This is a genomic window from Streptomyces smaragdinus, assembly GCF_009604385.1.
Lineage (GTDB): Bacteria > Actinomycetota > Actinomycetes > Streptomycetales > Streptomycetaceae > Streptomyces > Streptomyces smaragdinus.
Map to the genome: position 1 here is coordinate 1 of NZ_WEGJ01000048.1, position 21,178 is coordinate 21,178.

Sequence of the window (21,178 nt, forward strand, 5' to 3'; positions counted from 1 at the left end):
GACAATCCGGTAGCCGCGTACGGAAGTAAGGGGACGTTCGACACGCCTGCGCGCGTACGGGAAACGCGCCTGGATGGACCACGACGCGGCAGTACGCGCGTAGGTGTGTCGGGCGGCCCCGACCCACGACGGGACGGCGGCGAACCACAGCCCAAGGCGAGCTGACCAAGCAAAGCAACCCCCTATCCAGCCCGCCCGGCGTTTGAGGGCAAGGCGCGCAGCGCCGACAAAGCCCGGCCGGCGCTTGAGGCCGGAGGCGCGCAGCGCCGACTCCATCCGCAGCACAACATCGCAAAGAATCCCCCCTCCAGCCCGCCCGGCGCTTGAGGGCAAGGCGCGCAGCGCCGACAGGCCCGGCCGGACGGCCGGAGACGCCCATGAGCCCGTCCGCAGGACAACAGCGCGAGCTACACCGCCCTCCAGCCCGCCCGGCGCTTGAGGGCAACGCGCGCAGCGCCGATGAGCCCGGCCGAACGGCCGGAGAGACGCTGACAGGGGGGCGGGAATCCCGCGCCAGGGGGCGCGGGGGGCGGAAAACCTACGGTGTGGCGTCGAGGCGCTTCATGTGGTCCAGGACCGACTCCGGCGACGGGGAGCGGAGCTCCGAGACGATGCGGCCGTCCGCCAGGAACACCACGCGGTCCGCGTAGGACGCCGCGACGGGGTCGTGGGTGACCATCACCACCGTCTGGGCCAGCTCCCGTACAGAGTTCCGGAGGAACCCCAGCACCTCCGCCCCGGACCGGGAGTCGAGGTTCCCCGTCGGCTCGTCGGCGAAGATCAGGGCGGGGCGGCCCACCAGAGCCCGGGCCACCGCGACCCGCTGCTGCTGGCCCCCGGACAGTTCGCTCGGGCGGTGCGCGAGGCGTCCCGCGAGACCCACCGTGTCCACCACCCGATCAAGCCATTCCCGGTCCGGCCGACGCCCCGCGATGGACAGCGGCAGCGTGATGTTCTCCAGCGCCGAAAGCGTCGGCAGCAGGTTGAACGCCTGGAACACGAACCCGATCCGGTCCCGCCGCAGCCGCGTCAGCTGCTTGTCCTTCAGCCCCGTCAGCTCCGTGTCCCCCACCCGCACCGAGCCCGACGAGATCGAGTCCAGCCCCGCCATGCAGTGCATCAGCGTGGACTTCCCCGACCCGGACGGGCCCATGATCGCGGTGAACTCGCCGCTTCCGAAGGCCACGGACACCGCGTCGAGGGCGACGACCCGGGTGTCGCCCTCCCCGTAGACCTTGGTCAGATCGGTGGCTACGGCGGCCGGCGCACCCCGGTCCGCGGGGGAGGCGGCGGTCGGGGCGCCGGAGGTCATCGTGGTCACGGCGGAGGGCTCCTGTCACGGGCGCGGACTGTTCTCGGTCATGTCCCATGCTTCCGCACCCTCGTGACCACGGGATCAGCCCAGGTTCCCGTATCGGAGGCAGTCGCAAGAGGTACGTGAAACCCCCTGCGTCATCCCTGGGTATGACCTCAAACGTGCGTCCGGTGGGACTCGTGCATGGCTTTGATACGGCCTCACTTCGCGTGAATTCAAGCCAACATCAGTCCGACGGTGCCCAGTTCGAACCGTGTTCGCGGATAGTCTGGTTACGCGCCAGGGGTGGTCCGTACGCGCAGCGTGTGGATCGGCCTCACCGCACACGAGGGTCTGCCCGGATGGTGGAAAGCAGACACGGCGACCTTAAAAGTCGCTGGCCTTCGGGCCGTGCCGGTTCAAGTCCGGCTCCGGGCACCCCGGCGCTCCGGTGTGCCGCTACAGCCGGGGGCTCCGGATACGTCCGGAAGGCAAGCTACCGGCACACGGAAGGGCCCGGTTCCCCCGCGGGGACCGGGCCCGTCGTGTTCGTACGGGGATCCCCCGGCCGGGGGATCAGGCACCCCTCAGTGCGGCGCCCCGTGCGCCAGATACGCCAGCAGGTCCTGCCGGGAGACGACCCCCGTGGGCTTGCCCTCGACGAGCACGATCGCCGCGTCCGCCCCCTCCAGCACCGCCATCAGGTCCGCGACCGGCTCCCCGGAGCCGACCTGCGGCAGCGGGGCGCTCATGTGCTTCTCCAGCGGGTCCGTGAGGTCCGCGCTGCGGGTGAACAGCGCGTCCAGCAGCTCCCGTTCGACGACCGAACCCACGACCTCCGCCGCCATCACGTCGGGATGTCCGGCGCCCGGCTTGACGATGGGCATCTGCGAGACCCCGTACTCCCGCAGCACCTCGATCGCCTGGCCGACCGTCTCCTCGGGGTGCATGTGCACCAGCGAGGGCAGCCCGCCCTCCTTGTACGCGAGGACGTCCGCGACCCGGCCGTTCGCGGACTCCTCGGCGAGGAAGCCGTAGTCCGCCATCCAGTCGTCGTTGAAGATCTTGCTGAGGTAGCCGCGCCCGCTGTCCGGCAGCAGCACCACGACCACGTCGTCCTCGCCCAGCGACTTCGCCGCCTCCAGCGCGGCGACGACGGCCATCCCGCAGGAGCCGCCGACCAGCAGGCCCTCCTCGCGGGCGAGACGGCGGGTCATCTGGAAGGAGTCCTTGTCGGACACCGCGATGATCTCGTCGGGGACGGCCGCGTCGTACGCCGTGGGCCAGAAGTCCTCGCCGACGCCCTCGACGAGGTACGGGCGGCCGGAGCCGCCGGAGTACACGGAGCCCTCGGGGTCGGCGCCGATCACCTTGACCGTGCCGCCGGAGACCTCCTTGAGGTAGCGGCCGGTGCCGGAGATTGTGCCGCCGGTGCCGACGCCCGCGACGAAGTGCGTGATCTTCCCGTCCGTCTGTTCCCACAGCTCCGGGCCGGTGGAGTGGTAGTGCGACAGCGGGTTGTTCGGGTTGCTGTACTGGTCGGGCTTCCAGGCGCCGGGCGTCTCACGGACCAGCCGGTCGGAGACGTTGTAGTACGAGTCGGGGTGCTCGGGGTCGACGGCCGTGGGGCAGACGACGACCTCCGCGCCGTACGCCCGGAGCACGTTGATCTTGTCGGTGGACACCTTGTCCGGGCAGACGAAGATGCACTTGTAGCCCTTCTGCTGGGCCACGATCGCCAGCCCCACGCCGGTGTTTCCGGAGGTCGGCTCGACGATGGTGCCGCCGGGCTTGAGATCCCCGCTCTCCTCCGCGGCCTCGATCATCCGTACGGCGATGCGGTCCTTCACGCTGCCGCCCGGATTGAAGTACTCGACCTTCGCCAGCACGGTTGCGCGGATGCCCTCGGTGACTCGGTTGAGCTTGACGAGGGGTGTGTTGCCGACGAGGTCGATCATCGACTCGTGATACTGCACCGGTACTCCTGACGCGCGGGGCCTGTAGGCCACGGGGGGATATGGCGCTCAGGTTATGCCCATGAGCGCGACCGTAGTGTTCCCCGAGTGACGTGGCGTATCCGGGTTGCCGGGGCCGGGCCCATGATTGCGCCGGCGCCCCGTGTGGGAAACAAGACCGTAAGAGGACGCGCGTAGACGAAGGGCCCGGCGGATGACGATGTCGAGGGCGAGGGCCGCCCGCCGTATCGCGGCGGCCGCGGCGTACGGGGGCGGCGGCATCGGGCTGCTCGGCGGGGCCGCCGTGGGGCTGCTGGTGGCCGAGGTGCAGCTGGCGCGGCATCGCGTGGGCGGCTCGGACGTCGAGGTGCCGGCGGCGGACGGGCGGTACGGGCCGGCGTTCACCCGGGGCGGGGACGAGGAGCCGGTGCGGCTGGCGTTCCTGGGGGACTCGACGGCCGCGGGGCAGGGTGTGTACCGGCCGCGGCAGACGCCCGGGGCGCTGGTGGCGTCGGGGCTGGCGGCGGTGGCGGAGCGGCCGGTGGAGCTGCGGAACGTGGCGCTGCCGGGGGCGCAGAGCGACGATCTGGGCCGGCAGGTGACGGAGCTGCTGGGCGCGGAGGGGGGCGCGCCGGACGCGGCGGTGATCATAATCGGGGCGAACGACGTGACCCACCGGATGCCGGCGGCCGTGTCCGTACGGCATCTGAACGAGGCCGTCGCGGCGCTGCGGGAGGCCGGGGCGGAGGTCGTCGTGTGCACCTGCCCCGACATGGGGAGCGTGGAGCACGTGTACCAGCCGCTGCGGTGGCTGGCGCGGCGGCTGTCGCGGCAGCTGGCTGCGGCGCAGACGATCGGGGTGCTGGCCCACGGCGGCCGTACGGTGTCGCTGGGCGATCTGCTGGGGCCGGAGTTCTCGGCGAACCCGCGGGAGATGTTCGGCCCCGACAACTACCACCCCTCCGCGGAGGGCTACGCGACGGCCGCGATGGCGGTCCTGCCCACGGTGTGCGCGGCGCTGGGCCTGTGGCCGGCGGAGGACGAGCGGCCGGACCGGGCCCGCGAGGAGGGCGTCCTGCCGGTGGCGGAGGCGGCGGCGCGCGCGGCCTCGGATCCCGGTACGGAGGTCGCGGCGGTGCCCTCGCCCCCGGGTCGCGGGCCGTGGGCGCTGCTGAAGCACCGGCGCAGGCGGCGGGTGCCGACGCCGCAGACGTCGCCGTCGGCGGCCTGACGTACGCCGAAGGGCCCCTCCCCCACGGATCGGGAGGGGCCCTTCGGTGTGTGCTGTGCGGCGCCGGGTCAGGAGGCCTTCGCGGTCTCCTTGACCTCCTTCGCCTCGGCCGGGGCGGCGGCCTTGGCTGCGGCGGCGGCCGTCACCGGGGCGGCGGCCTCGTAGAACTCGTCGCGCGGGGACTGGATCGCGCCCAGCGAGACGACCTCACGCTTGAGGAACATCGCCAGCGTCCAGTCGGCGAGCACCCGGATCTTGCGGTTGAAGGTCGGGACGGCCATGCCGTGGTAGCCACGGTGCATGTACCAGGCCAGACGGCCCTTCAGCTTCAGCTTGAACTTGCCGAGGACGATCATCGCGACGCCCTTGTGCAGGCCCAGGCCCGCGACGGCGCCCTTGTTCTTGTGCCGGTACTCGCGCTGCGGGAAGCCGCGCATCTCGGACACCACGTTGTCGCCGAGGACCTTCGCCTGCCGCAGCGCGTGCTGGGCGTTGGGCGGGCACCAGGCGCCGGGGCCGGAGGCCAGGTCGGGGACCTGGGCGTTGTCGCCCGCGGCCCAGACGCCGGTCATGCCCTGCACCTGGAGGGTGGCGGCGGTGTCCACGTGGCCGCGCGGGCCGAGCGGCAGGCCGTACTCCCTGAGGACCGGGTTCGGCTTGACGCCGGCGGTCCACACCAGGGTGTTGGAGTCGACCTCGAGGCCGTTCTTGAGGACGACGTGGCCGTCGACACAGGACTCCAGGGAGGTGCCGAGGTAGACCTCGATACCGCGCTGCTGGAGGTGCTTGAGGCCCCACTTGCCGAGCTCCGGACCGACCTCGGGGAGGATCTTGTCGGCGGCGTCGACGAGGATGAAGCGCATGTCGTCGCGGGTGATCGACGGGTAGTACTTCTCCGCGTCGCGCGCCAGGTCCTCGACCTCGCCTATGGTCTCCGCGCCGGCGAAGCCGCCGCCGACGAAGACGAAGGTGAGCGCCCTGCGGCGGATGTCCGGGTCGGTGGTCGACTCGGCCTTGTCGAGCTGCTCGAGGACGTGGTTGCGCAGGCCGATGGCCTCCTCGACGCCCTTCATACCGATGCCCTGCTCGGCGAGGCCGGGGACCGGGAAGGTGCGGGAGACCGCGCCGAGCGCGACGACGAGGTAGTCAAAGGGCACCTCGTACGCCTCGCCCACCAGGGGCTCGACTCGGGCGGCCTTGCGGTCCTGGTCGATGGTCGTGACCCGGCCGGTGAGCACCTCGGCCCCGGGCAGCACCCGGCGCAGGGGCACCACGACGTGGCGCGGGGAGATGCTGCCGGCGGCAGCTTCGGGGAGGAAGGGCTGGTACGTCATGTACGAGCGGGGGTCGACGACCGTCACGGTCGCCTCGCCGTAGCGCATCTTCTTGAGGATGCGGCGGGCCGCGTACAGGCCGACGTAACCGCCGCCTACTACGAGGATCCTGGGACGCTCCGTGGTGCTCATGTCTTCGAGTATCCAGCACCCACACGGGGGTCGCTCGTGAGGGGGTTCACAAGGTTGTCGACCTGTGGTGCTACACTGCGCGGCCGCACTTTCCGGGGGTGTCCTGAGTACCGGGGGTTACGTGGGCGTTAAGGCCCTGACCAGCGGTTTCCCCTTTACGCGGCCTTGTTGTCACGTTGACGCAAAGCCCATGTTGCACCGGTGTGACGGAGGCGGCTCAGGTGGGCTGCCGACAGGTGGTCCACCGGGCCGAAATCCATGTGAAAATCTTCACGAAGTTCGTCGCGCGGAGGGCTCACCGGACGCCCCGGGAGGGCCGTCCGGCCTCTTTTCCGGGGGTCCGGCCACGGCTACCGGAGGCAGCTGAACGCGATGCCGTCGAGGATGTCGTGCTCGCTCACCACGACCTCCTTCGCGCCGGTGCGGTCGATGATCCCCAGGAGGACCAGGGCGCCCGCGGTGATGACGTCCACCCGGCCCGGGTGCATCACGGGGATCGCGGCCCGTTCGGCGTGGGTGGAGCGCAGGAGTCGCTCCGTGAGCTCGCGGACCCGGGTGGCCGTGAGGCGGCTGTGGTGGATGGCCGCCGAGTCGTACGCCGGGAGGTCCAGCGCCATGCCCGCCATCGTGGTCACCGTGCCGGCGAGGCCGACCAGGGTGTTCGCCTCGGTCAGGGGGACCGTTTCGGCGGCCTCGTCCAGGGCGGCCTCGATGTCGGCGCGGGCGGCGGCGACCTGGGCTTCTGTGGGCGGGTCGTCGAAGTGGTGGCGTTCCGTGAGGCGGACGCAGCCGATGTTCACCGAGCGGGCAGCCCTGACGTGGTCGTCGCCGACGACGAACTCCGTGGAGCCGCCGCCGATGTCCACCACGAGGTAGGGGCGTTCGAGGCTGCCGGTCAGCTCCTTCGTGGCGCCGGTGAAGGAGAACTCCGCCTCCTGGGCGCCGGTGATCACCTCGGGGGTGACGCCGAGGATGTCGCGTACGCCCCGTACGAAGTCGTCGCGGTTCTCCGCGTCGCGGGAGGCGGAGGTGGCGACGAAGCGGAGGTGCTCGGCGCCGAGGTCGCGGATGACGGCCGCGTACTCGCGGCAGGCCTCGAACGTGCGCTCCAGGGCCTCGGGGGCCAGGCGGCCGGTGCGGTCGACGCCCTGGCCGAGGCGGACGATGCGCATCCGGCGGTCGAGGTCGGTGAGGGTTTCGCCGGTCACGTCCGCCACGAGGAGGCGGATGGAGTTCGTGCCGCAGTCGACGGCGGCCACCCGGGTCACTTCTGGCTCTCCTGCGGAGGTGTCACGCAGGGGCCCTTGCGCCACCACTCCGGGAGCATCCCGATCGCCTCGTCGCCGAGGGGGTTGACGCCGGGGCCCGCGGCCAGGGAGTGCGCCACCAGGACGTGGAGGCACTTGACGCGGTCGGGCATGCCGCCGGCGGAGGGGAAGTTCTCCAGGACGCCGAGCTGGTCGCGGCGTTCGAGGTAGTCCTCGTGGGCCTTGCGGTAGGCGGCGGCCAGGTCCGCGTCCTCGGCCAGGCGGGCGGTCATGTCCTTCATGACGCCGTCGGCCTCCAGCGTGCCGATCGCGCTGTTCGCGCGGGGGCACGTCAGGTAGTAGAGGGTGGGGAAGGGGGTGCCGTCGGGGAGCCGCGGTGACGTCTCCACGACGTCGGGGTTGCCGCAGGGGCAGCGGTGCGCGATCGCCCGCGTGCCGCGGGGGGTGCGGCCGAGCTGCTCCTTGACCGTGGCCAGGTCCGCGTCGGTGGGCTCGGTGTGCGGGGTGGTGGGCGGGGGTGTTTCCATACGGCGATCCTCTCAGAGGCGGGGTCAGTCGCCGTCCGCCGTGTCCACGCCGTCCATCAGGTTGTCGTACCAGGGGCGGTCCGGGGCGCCGTCGCCGTCGCGGTCGCGGTCCGACTTCGCGGAGGGGCCCCGTACCGTGTAGCCCGTCTCGCCGGGGGCCACGTAGTGGAGGCGCAGGCGGGCCTCGCGGCGGGCGTACTCGTCGTCCTGCCAGCGGGCCTTCTCGTCGCGGAGCTTCTCCACCCGCGCCGCCGCCCGCTCCTTCTCCCGCCGCTGGTCGGCGATCTCCGCCCGCTGGGACACGTACTGCCGCATCGGGTACGCCAGCGCCACGATCAGGGAGCACACCACCAGCGCGAGGACCGCCGCGCGGCCCGTGAGGCGGCTGCGGCGGACGGGGCGGGCCCGGTAGACGCGCTCGGAGACCCGGACGGCGGCCTGTTCGCCGAGCAGCCGCAGCCGGGTCGTGGTCGAGAAGCGTTCCTTGGGAGGCATCGGCCCTAGGGTAGTCCGCCGTACAGATGCACGACGCGAAACGCGCGGACGGCCGCCCCGGGGCCGGGGCGGCCGTCCGTACGAGAAGCGGGTGTTACTTGGTGAAGCGCGGGAACGCGCTGCGGCCCGCGTACTCCGCCGCGTCGTCGAGGATCTCCTCGATACGCAGCAGCTGGTTGTACTTGGCGACGCGCTCGGAGCGGGCCGGGGCGCCGGTCTTGATCTGGCCGCAGTTCACGGCGACGGCCAGGTCGGCGATGGTGACGTCCTCGGTCTCGCCGGAGCGGTGCGACATCATGCACTTGAAGCCGCTGCGCTGCGCGAGGTCGACGGCGTCCAGGGTCTCCGTGAGGGAGCCGATCTGGTTGACCTTGACCAGCAGGGCGTTCGCGGTGCCCTCGTCGATGCCGCGGGCGAGGCGCTCGGGGTTGGTGACGAACAGGTCGTCGCCGACGATCTGCACCTTGTCGCCCAGCTTGTCCGTGAGGACCTTCCAGCCGGCCCAGTCCTCCTCGTTCAGCGGGTCCTCGATGGAGACCAGCGGGTACGCGGCGACGAGCTCCTCGTAGTACTCCGTCATCTCGGCGGCGGAGCGGTTCTTGCCCTCGAAGACGTACGAACCGTCCTTGTAGAACTCGGAGGCGGCGACGTCCAGCGCCAGGGCGATGTCCTGGCCGGCGGTGTAGCCCGCCTTCTGGATGGCCTCGATGATGAGGTCGAGGGCCTCGCGGTTGGAGTCCAGGTTCGGGGCGAAGCCGCCCTCGTCGCCCAGGCCCGTGGACAGGCCGCGCTCCTTCAGGACGCCCTTGAGGGTGTGGTAGACCTCGGCGCCCCAGCGGACGGCCTCGGAGAAGGTCTCCGCGCCGATCGGGGCGATCATGAACTCCTGGATGTCGACGTTGGAGTCGGCGTGGCTGCCGCCGTTCAGGATGTTCATCATCGGGACGGGCAGCACATGCGCGTTCGGTCCGCCCAGGTAGCGGAAGAGCGGCAGGTCGGAGGCCTCGGAGGCGGCGTGGGCGACGGCCAGGGAGACGCCGAGGATGGCGTTGGCGCCGAGCGAGGACTTGTCCGGGGTGGCGTCCAGGTCGAACATCGCCTGGTCGATCAGCCGCTGCTCGGTGGCGTCGTAGCCGACGAGCTCCGGGCCGATCTGCTCGATGACGGCGAGGACGGCCTTCTCCACGCCCTTGCCGCCGTAGCGGGCCTTGTCACCGTCACGCAGCTCAAGGGCCTCGAAGGCGCCGGTGGAGGCGCCGGACGGGACGGCGGCACGGCCCGTGCTGCCGTCGTCGAGGCCGACCTCGACCTCGACCGTGGGATTGCCGCGGGAATCCAGGATCTCGCGGGCTACGACGACGTCGATCGACGGCACGGTTTCTCCTTCGGAGGATGGCTTCTGTGTGCGGTGCGGGTCCGAGCCTAGCCGCTCGGGGTGAACGGGGGCGGACCGGACCGAGTGCCGGACAGCGACATCCGGAGCGGCGGATTCCGCGGCCCTGGGGTGTGGGCCGCGGAATCCGTTCCCGGCTCAGGGTCGCCGCGCGACGGCCGCGCGTGCCACCCCGATCGACCCCAGCCCGTCGGGCCGGGGTCTTCCTGGGGCCGTCAGGTGATGTTGAGCTCCTGTCCGGGGCGGATCAGGTCGGGGTCGGCGCCGACGGTGCCGGCGTTCGCCTCGTACAGCTCCTGCCAGCCGCCGTCGACGCCCTGCTCGCGGGCGATGTCGTCGAGGGTGTCGCCGCGCTCGACGACGTAGACGGCGCGGAACACGGTGCGCGAGCCCCGTTTGGCCTCCGCCTCGGCCCGGGCCGCCGCCCGCTCCTCGGCGCGCTCGCGGGTGGCGGCCCGGGCGGCGGAGCGCTCGCGGGCCTTGGCCTCGGCGACGTCGGGGGCCGCGGAGTCGTGGCGCAGGCCCGCCCGCGGGGCGCAGACGGGCCAGGCGCCTGGGCCCTGCATGCTCAGCAGCCGTTCGGCCACCGCGATCTGCTGCTCCTTGGTGGCCAGATCGGCCCGGTGGGCGTACGTGCTGCCGCCGGCGGCGAGCCAGCTGGACTGGGAGAACTGCACGCCACCGAAGTAGCCGTTGCCGGTGTTGATGGCCCAGTTCCCGCCGGACTCGCATCTGGCGACCTCCTCCCAGGTGTCGATGGGGGCGGCGGAGGCCGGGCCGGCGGCCAGCATGGGGAGGGCTACGCAGGTGCTGGTCGCCCCGAGGAGGAGGGCGATCCGGCGGTGTACGGCCGCGCTGGACGGGGCCGTAGCGGAGGAATCACCAGAATGACGCGAATGCTGCATGACATTCACTTCTCACCGACGCCTGCGAGGTGAGCTGTCGGGTTCGGGCCAATGAGTGCCCGGCCGTGTGTGCTCCCACACGACTTCACCCCTAGCCGGGGGCGGCCCGCCTCGACGGGCCTGTCCGGCGCTTACCTGGGTCCCCCGCTCCTGTCTGCGGTGTGCTTGCGCAGGTGTCCGGGAAACGCCGACAGGATTCGGCGAGGCGATCCCCGGTGCCCACCGTTGGCGGGCGAGGTGACGGTAAGCACACAAACATGCCGTGTTCAAAGATTTCGGCGTCGCGTCGCGGGCGCTCGGCCGAATGGCGTCAAAGAGCGCTTATGCGCAGGTGAATGGAGCATTCGGGGCCGTACGGCGAAAGGCCGCCGGAAAACCCGGCGGCCTCGTATTCGCTCTGATGCACTAATTGTGCGACAGGGTGCGGAAATCGTCCGACGACTGTCGCGACGACCTCAGCGGTAGCTCGTTTCCCCGTACTGACCAGCGTCGACGCCGTCGATGTCGACGTCCGGCAGCTCGTCGATGGCCCGGCCCAGGGAGCCCCAGGGGGCCTCGGTGGCGTCGTAGCCGCCGATTGACGACCGAACGTCACCCGCTCGGCCGGTCCCGTCACCCTGGGTGAAACCGTTCGACGGCCGCGTCGAGCCGGACGTGTCCTCCAGCGAGGACAGCCCCCGGCTGCTCGGCGCCGCGGACTCCGCGGCGGTGCTGTCGTCGGAGGGGCTGGAGCTGTTGCCCCAGTCGCTGCCGACCGTGCCCTCGGTCTCCAGCGGGTCGAGGCCGTCGAGGCCGCCCAGGCCGTCGAGGCCGGTCGAGCCGTCCGTACGGGACGCGTCGGTGCCGGTGTCGCGGTGCCTGCCGCTGCCCTGGTCCGAGCTGTGCAGCTGGCCCTTGGCGTCCTCGGCGGAGCTGCCGCGGTGCTTGCCGTTGCCGTTGTCGTCCTTCTCGCCGCCGGCGTCCCGGCCGGCGTTCTCGAAGACCGGGACGAACCCGGCGTCCTCGCGCTCGAAGTCCGGGTAGTCCTGGCCCGGGTCGATCTCCGGGTCGGCGGCGCCCTGCTTCAGACCGCTCAGGTCGGCGCACTGGGCGAAGGCGTCCTCGCCGAGGTCCTGCATCATGCGCTCGCCGACGGTGATCTGCTGGGCCCGGCTGGCGTAGTCGGGGCGGGAGGCGTACTCCTGGCCGCCGTACTGCTCCCACTGCTCGGGCGTCATCTGCAGACCGCCGTAGTGGCCGTTGCCCGTGTCGGCGCTCCACAGGGCGTCGCTCTCGCATTCGGCGACCTTGTTCCACGGTGTGCCGCCGCCGTCCGCGGCGAACGCCATGGAGCCCGCCGCGAGCAGCGGCAGGGCGATTCCGGCGGTGGTCACACCCGCGTTGACGACGAAGGCGGGAGCCTGTTTGGGGCGACGGTGGCGACCGTTCCCGGTGCGCATGCTGTTGCCTCTCGTTCAGCCGTACGTTTGAGCGTTGGGCGTGAACATAGTCGCGATCGAGGCACGATCACAAGTCGATCCCCCGGAGATAACGCGTATGTCACAGGTCATCTCCCGTACGGCTACAAAGACTTGGAGGGGGTGGATTCCCGGGGTGTGAACTCCACCGGCAGCGTGCGCAGTCCGCGCATGATGAGCCCGCCGCGCCAGCGCAATTCGGCCGGATCCGCCGCGAGCCGCAGGTCCGGGACACGGCGCAGGAGGGTGCCGATCGCGGTCTGCCCCTCGAGGCGGGCGAGGGGGGCGCCGAGGCAGTAGTGGATGCCGTGGCCGTAGCCCAGGTGCTGGTTGTCCCGGCGAGTCAGGTCCAGGGTGTCGGGGTCAGTGAAGCGGGCGGGGTCGCGGTCGGCGGCGGCGAGGACGACGAGGACGGGGTCGCCGGCGGGGATGTGCTCGCCGCCGATCTCCAGGGGGGCGGTGGCGAAGCGCCAGGTGGCCAGCTCCACCGGGCCGTCGTAGCGCAGGAGCTCCTCGACGGCCGGAGGCAGCAGCTCGGGGGCGGCGGCCAGGCGGTCCTTCTCGGCGGGGTGGCGCAGGAGCTGGTAGACGCCGTTGCCGATGAGGTTGACGGTGGTCTCGAAGCCGGCGAAGAGGAGGATGAAGGCCATCGCGGCGGCCTCGTTCTCCGTGAGGTGCTCGCCGTGGTCGCTGGCGCGGATCAGGCCGGAGATCAGGTCGTCGCCGGGGGCGTCGCGCTTGCGGTGGATCAGTTCGGCGAGGTACGCGCGCATCTTCTTCACCGAGCGGGCTACGCCGCCGCGCGGGCCCTTGCCGTGATGGATCATCATGCCCGCCCAGTCGCGGAAGTCGTCCTGGTCCTCGGCCGGTACGCCGAGCAGGTCGCAGATGGCGTAGATGGGGAGCGGGAAGGCGAACTCGTGGATGAGGTCCGCCTCGCCGCGTGCCGCGAAGCCGTCGATGAGGCGGTCGGTCAGCTCCTGGACGCGCGGGGCGAACTCGGCGACGGTGCGCGGGGTGAACGCCTTGGACACCAGGCGGCGCAGGCGGGTGTGGTCGGGCGGGTCGATGTTGAGCAGGTGGGTCATGAGGCCCGCGCTACGTTCGCCCGGGATGCCCGTCTTGTCGCTGGCGTGGCGGGTGGGGTTCTTCGACAGCCGCGGGTCGGCGAGCGCCTGGCGGGCGTCCGCGTACCGGGTGACCAGCCAGGCCTCCACCCCGCTGGGCAGCGTGGTGCGGTGGACGGGGGCGTGCTCGCGCAGCCAGGCGTACGCGGGGTAGGGGTCGCTCGCGAACTCCCGGCTGAACAGCGCGGGGGGCTCAGCGGTCACGGGACTCGGCCTCCGCCGCCCGGATCGCCTCGCGGTACGCCCGCGCGGCGCGGCGCAGGGCGGTCTCCGGGTCGGTGCCGGCGGCCTCCGCCCGTACCGCCAGCGCCAGCAGCTCGGCGCCGAAGCCGGTCGCGCCGGCGGGGGCGGCGGGCAGCGGGACGTCGAGTCCGGCCGTGCGGACGCGGGAGGCGAGCTTGGCGGCGAGGGCGAGGGCGGGCTGGGCGAGGGGGACGCCCTCGGTGATGGAGTCGCGCTGCTTCTCCTCGGCCTTGATACGGATCCAGTTCGCGCGGACCTCCTCGGGCGTCTCCGCAGTCTCGTCACCGAAGACATGGGGATGGCGAAGGATCAGCTTCTCCACGAGCGTCCCCGCCACGTCGTCGATGGAGAACGGCTCCTCCGGGTCCTCCTCCGCGATCCGGGCGTGGAAGACGACCTGCAGCAGTACGTCCCCCAGCTCCTCGCGCAGCGCCTCCCGGTCGCCCGCCTCGATCGCCTCGACCAGCTCGTACGCCTCCTCCAGGCCGTACTTCACCAGCCCCTCGCTGGTCTGCCCCCCGGTCCACGGGCACTGTGCGCGCACCCGGTCCATCACCTGGACCAGGTCCAGCAGCCGGGCGCCCGGCAGGTCGTACGAGCCGGGCAGCAGCTCCAGCGCCGGCATCTCCTCGCGCCCGGAGCCCGCCATCCGCGCGAGGCCGTCGGTGAGGGCGCTCTCCCCGGCGGCGGACGTGACGACGACCACCGTCCGGCCGCCGGCGCGGCACTCCTCGACCAGCTCGCGGGCGTCCGGGACGGCGGCGGTGACCTCGACGCCGGCCTGGCGGAGGTAGGGCAGCTGCGGGTGGTCGGGCTCGGCGCACAGCACGCGGTCGGCGCCGCGCAGCGCCTCCCACGCCGGCCAGGAGAGCAGCCCGGGGGCGACCCGGTGGGAGGTGGTCAGCAGCACGATGCGCCCGTTGTCGTTCACGGGAAGAGGCTAATCGCCGGGGCCGGGGGCCGCCGAACGCGGTCCGCCCGGCCTCGTAGGCCGCCCCCCTCGCGGCAGAGGAGGGGGTTACTGGAGCGGGACGGCGGACTGCTGGGCCTCGCGGTCGACGGTGACCTGCTTGATCCACTTGAACTTGGTGTCCTTGAAGTTGCCCATCTCGGCGTCCCAGGCCCCGAAGCGGGGGTTGACCTCGATGTCGAGCTCCTTGGACGCCTTGACCAGCGCGTCGTTGACGGCGGCCTCCGCCTCGGGGGAACCCGGCGCGGCGCCGGACGCTTCGGTGAGCTTGATGCCCTGAGTCTGCAGCCGCAGCCATGCGTCCATCTGGTCAGGAGTCATGGCGGCCTGCGTGAGCATCATCTGCTTGAGGGCCTCAGGGCCGCCGGCCTGCTGCTCGTACTGCTTCCTGTAGACGTCGACGTCGTCGTCGGTGACCTTGATGCCCTCGTCCTCGGCGGCACGGTCCACCACCCTCGTCAGCACCATGAAGTAGAGCGTCTGCCGCATCAGCGTCCCCGTCTGCTTGACGAGTTCCTCGCCGTTCGGCGCCGCGCGCTGGGCGTCGCGGACGTCGGCGGCGCGGGACTGGACCTCCTCGACCGTGATCCGGTCCCCGCCGAGCGTGGCGGCCGCGCCGGCCTGGACCGTACCGCCGCAGGCGGAGAGCAGTGGGACGCCCAGCAGGGCGAGCAGCACGGCGAACTTGGGACCTGCGGCGTTGCGCATTGCAGCCTCCGAGGCGGCGTCCGGGAATCGGCGAGCGTGAGGATATCGTGAACTGAGTCACGATCTTAGGCGGGGGATCCGCCGGGGACCACACCTTCTTCGCGGTCGCTTCCGTTCGCCCGCCGTCCGCGGTCCGACCTCGTCGCGGAGCCGTTCGTCGACGTCTCGGCCGGGCGGGGGCGTGGAGTGTGCTGGCGGGGCTGACGGTGTTGAGTATCGGGTGCTCGTTCGGGCTGAGTCTGGGGTGGCAGCGGCTGGGGTTGAAGAAGATCCTGGGGTGACGGTCTTGGTGTGAACCGTGTCAACACCGTAGGGTGGGCCGTATGCCCGATACTCCCCCGGAAGTCACCGCCGCCGGTATCGCCCGGCTGGCGGGCGTGGGCCGCGCCGCGGTCAGCAACTGGCGGCGCCGGCACGCCGATTTCCCCAAACCGGTCGGCGGCACGGACACCTCCCCCAGCTTCGACCTCGCGCAGATCGAGGACTGGCTGCGCGCCCAGGGCAAGATCGGCGGGGTGCCGCCGCGCGAGCGCGTGTGGCAGCTCGTCGCCACCCATCCCGCCGGCGCCCCGGCCGCCCTCGCGCTGGCCGGCGCCGTGCTGCTGGCGGTGCGGGAGCATCCAGGGCTCGCGGTACGGGACGACGACCTGCCCGGTGCGCTGCCCGCCGTACTGGAGGACCGGCTGGGTCCGGGGCATCCCGTGCGGCTGCCCGAGGCGGAGTCCGGGCTCGTACGGGGGGCCGCCGCGCTCGCCGGGGAGCCGGGCGGGGCGGCGGGGGCGTACGCGTTCCTGCTGGGCCGGTACCTGGAGGCCAACCCCCGCCAGCACGCGCTCACTCCGCCCCGGCTCGCGGAGCTGATGGCCGCCCTCGCCGGCCCCCGCGACGGGGACACGGTGCTGGACCCGGCCGCCGGCCCCGCGACCCTGCTGCTCGCCGCCGCCGCCGACGGCCCCCGGCTCGCCCAGGACGCCGACGCCGACCTCGCGGCCCTCGCCGCCCTGCGTCTGGCCCTGGAGCGGGAGGGCGAGGTCCGGGTCGCGGCCGGGGACACGCTGCGGGCCGACGCCTTCCCGTCGGCGGCGGCGGACACCGTGCTGTGCCATCCCCCGTTCAACGAACGCAACTGGGGCCACGACGAGCTCGCCTACGACCCCCGCTTCGTCTACGGCGTCCCCGCCCGCACCGAGTCCGAACTCGCCTGGGTCCAGCACGCCCTGGCGCGCCTGCGCGACGGCGGCACCGCCGTCCTCCTGATGCCCCCCGCCGCCGCCTCCCGCCGCTCCGGACGCCGGATCCGCGCCGACCTCCTGCGCCGCGGCGCCCTGCGCGCCGTGATCGCGCTGCCCGCCGGGGTGGCCCCGCCGTACGGGGTGCCCCTGCACCTGTGGATCCTGCGCCGCCCCGCCGCGCGGACCGCGCCCCCGGCCGCGCTGCTGCTCCTGGACGGCGCCGAGCGGTACGGCACCGGGCGGGACCGCATCGACTGGCCCGCCCTGTCCGCCGACACCCTCGACGCCTGGCGCGAGTTCGACCGCACCGGCGCCCTCGACCCCCGCCCCGGCGCCGCCGAGGCCCGCCAGGTGGTCGACCTCCTCGACGACGACGTCGACCTCACCCCCGCCCGCCGCCTCCCCCACACCGCCGGCGCCGCCCCCACCCTGGCCGCCCTGGCCGCCGTACGGGACGAGCTCACCGCGACCCTCCGCCGCACCACGGCGGGCGTCCCCGCCTCGCCGGAGGCCGCGGACGGCTCCCCCCTGCTGTGGACCACGGTGGGGGAACTGGCCCGCGGAGGCGCCCTGGTGATGCGCACCGGGGGCGCGGGGGCCGGTGCGGGGCCCGCGGTGCTCACCGCGCAGGACGTGCTCACCGGCGACGCGCCCTCGGGGGTGCTGCCGGACGGGGAGACGGAGGAGGCGGTGCTGGTCGCCGCGGGGGATGTGGTGGTGCCCCTGAGCGGCGGCGTCACCACCGCGCGCGTGATCGGGGCGGAGGCGGCCGGCGCGGCGCTGGGGCCGCGGCTGGTGCTGCTGCGGCCGGCGGCGGGGGAGCTGGACGCGTGGTTCCTCGCCGGGTTCCTGCGGGGGACCGCCAACGCCCGGCAGGCGGGGGTGTACGCGACGGCGGCGGGGCGGCTGGACGTGCGGCGGTTCCAGGTGCCGCGGCTGCCCCTGCCCGTCCAGCGGCAGTACGGCGAGCACTTCCGGGCGCTCGCCGCCTTCGAGGAGGCGCTGCGGGCGGCGAACCGGCTGGGGGAGCGGCTGGCGCAGGGGCTGTACGACGGGCTGGCGGACGGGACGCTGCGGCCGCCTCAGCCGTAGACCGACCGGGTACTCTGCTGACGTCTAGAACGCTCTTCCGTAGGAGCCAGCCATGTTCGGCCCCGCACCGCTGCGTACCGGCCCCGGCGCCGGAGTCATCACCGTGCGGGTGCTGCTCGCGGCGCTGCCCCTGCTGAGCGTCGGGCTGCTGGCCTGGGGCACCACGCTGCGGATCGCGATCATGCGGCAGCGGGCGCTGGAGTGGGTGCTGTTCGGCGCGCACACCATCGCCACCGTGGTCTGCGCGGGCACGGTCGGCTCGCTGCCGGAAACCAACCGGTGGACGGACGTGACGATGGGCGCCCTGCTGGTGATGGCGATCGCGACCACGGCCTGGTTCCTGGTCGCCGACATCCGCCACTACAACGCGCCGCGCCCGTACATACCGCCGCCGGCCTTCAACCCGTACCAGCAGCCGTACCCCTACGAGCAGCCCGCGCCGCCGCCGTCCCCCCGGATCTCCCCCGAGCTGGACGACCTCAGCGAACTCCTGCGCCGCGAGCAGGACGGCCGGTGAACGGCCGCGTCGTCGCCGGGCGCTACGAGCTGTCCACCCTCATCGGCCAGGGCGGCATGGGCCGCGTCTGGCAGGGCTACGACCGCACCCTCGACCGCCGCGTCGCGGTCAAGCTGCTGCGGCCCGACACCATGGCCGCCGCCTCGCAGGCCGACGAGCTGCGCCGCCGCTTCCTGCGTGAGTGCCGGGTGACCGCGCAGGTCGACCACCCCGGGCTGGTCACCGTGCACGACGCGGGGTCCGACGGCGCCGAGCTGTTCCTCGTCATGCAGCACGTGCAGGGCGCGGACCTCGCCGACCACCTCGCCGAGCACCAGCCGTACCCCTGGCAGTGGGCGGCGTCCGTGGCCGCGCAGCTGTGCGCGGTGCTCTCCGCCGTGCACGCCGTGCCGATCATCCACCGGGACCTCAAGCCGCGGAACATCATGATCCGCCCGGACGGCACGATCGCCGTCCTCGACCTGGGCATCGCCTCGGTCGTCGACACCGACACCACCCGCCTCACGCACACCGGCGTACCGCTGGGCAGCCCCGCGTACATGGCCCCGGAGCAGGCGATGGGCGGGGCGGTCGGCCCGTACACGGACCTCTACGCGCTCGGCGTCCTCGTCCACGAACTCCTCACCGGCGGCGTGCCGTTCGCCGGCTCCACGGCGCTCGGTGTGCTGCACCGGCATCTGTACGAGCCCCCGCGCCCCGTACGCGAACTGCGCCCCGAGATACCCGGGGAGCTGGAGGACCTCGTCCTGAAGCTGCTGGCCAAGGACCCGCAGGACCGGCCGGGGGCGGCGCAGGAGGTGTACGAACAGCTGGCGCCGCTGCTCCCGGTGCCGGGCAGCGGACACCCCTTGGGCCCGCTCGACCCGACCCGCCCCTTCCTGCGCCCGCACGCCCCCTGGCCCGACCGGCCCGGCGTCCCCGACGCGCACCGGCCCGCCGCACCGGCCCCTCCCCCGGCCGCCGCGCCGGCCGACACCCCCGACATCGCGGGCGCCGTCGACGAGGTCAAGCGCCTCCTGGGCGCCGCCCGGCTCACCCAGGCGATCGACATCCTGGCGGGCATCCTCCCCACGGCGGTGCGCACGCACGGGGCGCAGTCCTCCGTGGTCCGCATCCTGCGCAAGCAGTACGCGGCCACGCTGATGGACGACGGCCAGTACCGCCGCGCCCTGCCCGTCCTGCGGCTGCTCGCCGAGGAACGCCTCGCGGAGGCCGGCGACCCGGGCGACGCGCAGGCCGTCCAGCACCGGTACGAGGCGGCGCTGTGCCTGGAGCAGCTCGGCGAGGCGCCCGAGGCCCTCGCCGAGTACCGCTCCCTGCTCCCCCATCTGGCGCGCGACCCGGCCCGTTCGTACGAGATCCGCCAGCGCGTCGCCCAGCTGCTGATCGCCCTCGGCGACCCGGCGGGCGCCCAGGCGGAGCTGGGGTCACTGCTGCACGAGGTGCAGTCGCTGTACGGGCCGCACCATCCGGTGGCCGAGGGCGTCAGGCGGACGCTGGCGAACCTGGCGTCGTTCGGGCGGCGGTGAGGGTCAGCCGCCGAGCGCGGCGGGGTCGAGGATCTGGTCGGCGGGCGGGGCCTGGACGTCGACCGGCTTGTTGAAGTCGCTCATCACGACCTTGCCGGGCTCCTTGCCGCCCTTCTTCTCGAAGTTGAGGATGTACGGCTCGCCCTCGGCCTGGATGTACACCGTGCCGGTGCCGCCGTCGTCCTCCTTGCTGGTGAGCTCGAAGACGCGCGAGCCGTTGAAGTCGGTGTAGCCGGCCTTCTTCAGGTTGTCCGACTCGTCCGGGTCGTCCAGCTCGGCGAGCAGCTCGTCCAGGTCGCACATCTTGGCCATCTGCTTGGCGTCCGCGGAGTTCACCGACGTCTTCAGCCAGCGGCCCTTCATCAGGGCGATCGTGGCGGCGGCCTGGTCCGCGGGCTGGTCCTTCGTCTGCGTCTTCAGGAACGCGTCGTCCGGCAGGATGTACACGGCGTCGGTCGTCCGGCGGATCTCCATGCCGCCCTGGCCGCCCAGGGTGAGCTTGCCGGCGCAGCGGGTGTCCTTGTCCAGCGAGATGGTGCCGGTTATGTGCTCGCCGTCGCTCGTGAGGTCCAGGTCCATGGTGAGCGAGCTCGCGCCCTTGGTGGCCTTGGTCGCCTTCTTCGCCACCTCCAGCGCGGTGTCCTTCGCGAACGGGTCGGTGTCGGCCTTCTTCTCGGCCGGCTGGGAGGCAGTCGTCTTCCCGGCGCCGTCGGCCTTGTCCTTGTCACTGTCGTTGCAGCCCGCCAGGCCGGCCACGGCAATGGCCGTGCCCAGGACGACCGGCCACGTGTAACGCTGAATCTTCACTGTTCTCCTCGCAATGTGCATCGGCGGTCAGCCGCCGAACCTGCTGCCGTCGATGACCTGGTCCGCGGGCGGGGCCTGTACCTCGACCGGCTTGTTGTAGTCGCTGAAGGTGATGGTGCCGGATTCGTCTCCGCCGACCTTCACGATCTTCACGATGTACGGCTCGCCCTCGGTGGCGACGTAAATCCGGCTGGTGCCGCCGTCGCGCAGACTGTCCATGATCTCCAGGGTCCGCTGTCCGCCGACCTCGGCGATCTTCCCCCTGCGTAGCACGTTGGACTTCTCCGGCACGTGAATCTGATTCATCAGGCCGGCGAATTCACAGATTTCTCCCAGATCCTCGGCGTCGACGGAGTCGGGTGGCATCTTCAGCCAGCGGCCCCGCATCGCCTCGGTCCTGATCCGCGGCTGCCCCTTCAACCGACTGCGCACGAACGTCTCGTCGGGCCTGATGTAGACGGCGTCACCGGTCCTGCGGAACTCGAACCGTCCCCGTTCCGTCGTGTCGACCGTGGCCGTGCACCGGTTGTCCCGGTTCAGGGAGAGCCTGCCCGTCGTACGGCCGTTCCCGGTCTCGGCGATCCGGCCGACGCTGACGGAATCGACCGCCTTCGTGGCCTTCACGGCCTTCTCGACCACCGTCCGCGCGCTCTGGCCGGCGAAGGGCTCCGGGTCCTCGCCCGTACAGCCCGTCAGAACCAGAACGGCGGCCGTGCACAGGGCCGTCGGCCAGCAAAGCTGCTGCGTCCTCACGAGATCCCTCCACCCTGCCGGTGCCGTTGCGTCAATAACACCAGACACTGTGAACCGAGTCAACCTTTCTTCCTGTGTGAACGCGCGGCTACACGCCCGGCCGGCATGGCCCCCGCCCCTCCGGGTACCCGGCCACTCCCGCTAAGCTGACCGACCGCAGGGGGCCCATTCCCCCCACGTGGACCCCCTGCGTCTGACCCTGCCTGGAG

At 72.4% G+C, this 21,178-nt stretch carries 18 protein-coding genes, 1 tRNA gene and 1 riboswitch; of the genes, 5 read left to right on the top strand and 14 right to left on the bottom strand.

Annotated features, from left to right (window positions below; genetic code table 11):
- Positions 1-538: 538 nt before the first annotated feature.
- Complete coding sequence (locus SRB5_RS32030; RefSeq protein ID WP_153457014.1) at positions 539-1,312, bottom strand: ABC transporter ATP-binding protein; 774 nt, start codon at positions 1,310-1,312, stop codon at positions 539-541.
- Between the two features lie 338 nt (positions 1,313-1,650).
- On the opposite strand from SRB5_RS32030, the gene SRB5_RS32035 reads away from it, so the two are divergent.
- Positions 1,651-1,732 (top strand) — tRNA-Leu (locus SRB5_RS32035).
- Positions 1,733-1,881: 149 nt separating this feature from the next.
- Here the strand turns inward: SRB5_RS32035 and SRB5_RS32040 are convergent.
- Positions 1,882-3,270 (bottom strand): cystathionine beta-synthase, encoded by a 1,389-nt coding sequence (locus SRB5_RS32040; protein ID WP_323378827.1) that lies wholly within the window; start codon positions 3,268-3,270, stop codon positions 1,882-1,884.
- Between the two features lie 193 nt (positions 3,271-3,463).
- Between SRB5_RS32040 and SRB5_RS32045 the strand changes: the two genes are divergently transcribed.
- Positions 3,464-4,480 (top strand): SGNH/GDSL hydrolase family protein, encoded by a 1,017-nt coding sequence (locus SRB5_RS32045; protein WP_153456992.1) that lies wholly within the window; start codon positions 3,464-3,466, stop codon positions 4,478-4,480.
- 68 nt (positions 4,481-4,548) lie between these two features.
- Here SRB5_RS32045 and SRB5_RS32050 read toward each other — a convergent pair whose 3' ends face one another.
- The 10 genes from SRB5_RS32050 to SRB5_RS32095 all read right to left on the bottom strand — a co-directional run bounded on the left by SRB5_RS32050 (position 4,549) and on the right by SRB5_RS32095 (position 15,039).
- On the bottom strand, positions 4,549-5,946 hold the full coding sequence (locus SRB5_RS32050; protein WP_153456993.1) for an NAD(P)/FAD-dependent oxidoreductase: 1,398 nt from the start codon (positions 5,944-5,946) through the stop codon (positions 4,549-4,551).
- 350 nt (positions 5,947-6,296) lie between these two features.
- Positions 6,297-7,214 carry a Ppx/GppA phosphatase family protein gene (locus SRB5_RS32055; protein ID WP_323378829.1) on the bottom strand — a complete coding sequence of 306 codons (918 nt, stop codon included), beginning with the start codon at positions 7,212-7,214 and terminating at the stop codon, positions 6,297-6,299.
- On the bottom strand, positions 7,211-7,741 hold the full coding sequence (locus SRB5_RS32060; protein WP_153456994.1) for a DUF501 domain-containing protein: 531 nt from the start codon (positions 7,739-7,741) through the stop codon (positions 7,211-7,213). Before SRB5_RS32060 ends, SRB5_RS32055 begins: the two co-directional genes overlap by 4 nt.
- Before the next feature lie 24 nt (positions 7,742-7,765).
- Positions 7,766-8,236 carry an FtsB family cell division protein gene (locus SRB5_RS32065; RefSeq protein WP_153456995.1) on the bottom strand — a complete coding sequence of 157 codons (471 nt, stop codon included), beginning with the start codon at positions 8,234-8,236 and terminating at the stop codon, positions 7,766-7,768.
- Positions 8,237-8,330: 94 nt separating this feature from the next.
- Entirely contained in the window at positions 8,331-9,611 is a 1,281-nt protein-coding gene (eno, locus tag SRB5_RS32070; RefSeq protein WP_323378831.1) for a phosphopyruvate hydratase, read from the bottom strand.
- Positions 9,612-9,844: 233 nt separating this feature from the next.
- Positions 9,845-10,534, bottom strand: coding sequence for a transglycosylase family protein (locus SRB5_RS37660; RefSeq protein ID WP_153456996.1), 690 nt, complete (start codon positions 10,532-10,534; stop codon positions 9,845-9,847).
- A gap of 4 nt (positions 10,535-10,538) precedes the next feature.
- Positions 10,539-10,706, bottom strand: a riboswitch (cyclic di-AMP (ydaO/yuaA leader).
- 283 nt (positions 10,707-10,989) lie between these two features.
- Complete coding sequence (locus tag SRB5_RS32080) at positions 10,990-11,973, bottom strand: transglycosylase family protein (protein ID WP_153456997.1); 984 nt, start codon at positions 11,971-11,973, stop codon at positions 10,990-10,992.
- A 122-nt stretch (positions 11,974-12,095) separates the two neighbouring features.
- Positions 12,096-13,322, bottom strand: a complete 1,227-nt coding sequence (locus SRB5_RS32085; protein WP_323378833.1) for a cytochrome P450 family protein — start codon at positions 13,320-13,322, stop codon at positions 12,096-12,098.
- Positions 13,312-14,292, bottom strand: a complete 981-nt coding sequence (locus SRB5_RS32090) for a nucleoside triphosphate pyrophosphohydrolase (protein WP_323378835.1) — start codon at positions 14,290-14,292, stop codon at positions 13,312-13,314. Before SRB5_RS32090 ends, SRB5_RS32085 begins: the two co-directional genes overlap by 11 nt.
- Before the next feature lie 87 nt (positions 14,293-14,379).
- Positions 14,380-15,039: a SurA N-terminal domain-containing protein gene (locus tag SRB5_RS32095; protein WP_153456998.1), complete on the bottom strand. Its 660-nt coding sequence runs from the start codon at positions 15,037-15,039 to the stop codon at positions 14,380-14,382.
- 323 nt (positions 15,040-15,362) lie between these two features.
- Between SRB5_RS32095 and SRB5_RS32100 the strand changes: the two genes are divergently transcribed.
- The 3 genes from SRB5_RS32100 to SRB5_RS32110 are packed head-to-tail and all read left to right on the top strand — an operon-like array spanning position 15,363 to position 19,409.
- Complete coding sequence (locus tag SRB5_RS32100) at positions 15,363-17,363, top strand: N-6 DNA methylase (protein ID WP_153456999.1); 2,001 nt, start codon at positions 15,363-15,365, stop codon at positions 17,361-17,363.
- A 52-nt stretch (positions 17,364-17,415) separates the two neighbouring features.
- Positions 17,416-17,880: a hypothetical protein gene (locus tag SRB5_RS32105; protein WP_153457000.1), complete on the top strand. Its 465-nt coding sequence runs from the start codon at positions 17,416-17,418 to the stop codon at positions 17,878-17,880.
- A complete protein-coding gene (locus tag SRB5_RS32110) occupies positions 17,877-19,409 on the top strand; it encodes a serine/threonine-protein kinase (protein ID WP_323378836.1) in 1,533 nt (510 codons plus the stop codon). The genes SRB5_RS32105 and SRB5_RS32110 overlap by 4 nt, the downstream gene beginning before the upstream one ends.
- A 3-nt stretch (positions 19,410-19,412) precedes the next feature.
- On the opposite strand, the gene SRB5_RS32115 is transcribed toward SRB5_RS32110, so the two are convergent.
- Entirely contained in the window at positions 19,413-20,216 is an 804-nt protein-coding gene (locus SRB5_RS32115) for a hypothetical protein (protein ID WP_153457001.1), read from the bottom strand.
- Between the two features lie 27 nt (positions 20,217-20,243).
- Positions 20,244-20,969 (bottom strand): hypothetical protein, encoded by a 726-nt coding sequence (locus SRB5_RS32120; RefSeq protein WP_153457002.1) that lies wholly within the window; start codon positions 20,967-20,969, stop codon positions 20,244-20,246.
- Between the last annotated feature and the right edge of the window lie 209 nt (positions 20,970-21,178).

Excerpts from the sequence above, each read along its gene's own strand:
- SRB5_RS32095 (WP_153456998.1), bottom strand. The coding sequence starts at position 15,039 with ATGCGCAACGCCGCAGGTCCCAAGTTCGCCGTGCTGCTCGCCCTGCTG.
- SRB5_RS32050 (WP_153456993.1), bottom strand. The coding sequence starts at position 5,946 with ATGAGCACCACGGAGCGTCCCAGGATCCTCGTAGTAGGCGGCGGTTAC.
- SRB5_RS32045 (WP_153456992.1), top strand. The coding sequence starts at position 3,464 with ATGACGATGTCGAGGGCGAGGGCCGCCCGCCGTATCGCGGCGGCCGCG.
- SRB5_RS32065 (WP_153456995.1), bottom strand. The coding sequence starts at position 8,236 with ATGCCTCCCAAGGAACGCTTCTCGACCACGACCCGGCTGCGGCTGCTC.
- SRB5_RS32060 (WP_153456994.1), bottom strand. The coding sequence starts at position 7,741 with ATGGAAACACCCCCGCCCACCACCCCGCACACCGAGCCCACCGACGCG.
- SRB5_RS32030 (WP_153457014.1), bottom strand. The coding sequence starts at position 1,312 with ATGACCTCCGGCGCCCCGACCGCCGCCTCCCCCGCGGACCGGGGTGCG.
- SRB5_RS37660 (WP_153456996.1), bottom strand. The coding sequence starts at position 10,534 with ATGCAGCATTCGCGTCATTCTGGTGATTCCTCCGCTACGGCCCCGTCC.
- SRB5_RS32080 (WP_153456997.1), bottom strand. The coding sequence starts at position 11,973 with ATGCGCACCGGGAACGGTCGCCACCGTCGCCCCAAACAGGCTCCCGCC.
- SRB5_RS32100 (WP_153456999.1), top strand. The coding sequence starts at position 15,363 with ATGCCCGATACTCCCCCGGAAGTCACCGCCGCCGGTATCGCCCGGCTG.
- SRB5_RS32105 (WP_153457000.1), top strand. The coding sequence starts at position 17,416 with ATGTTCGGCCCCGCACCGCTGCGTACCGGCCCCGGCGCCGGAGTCATC.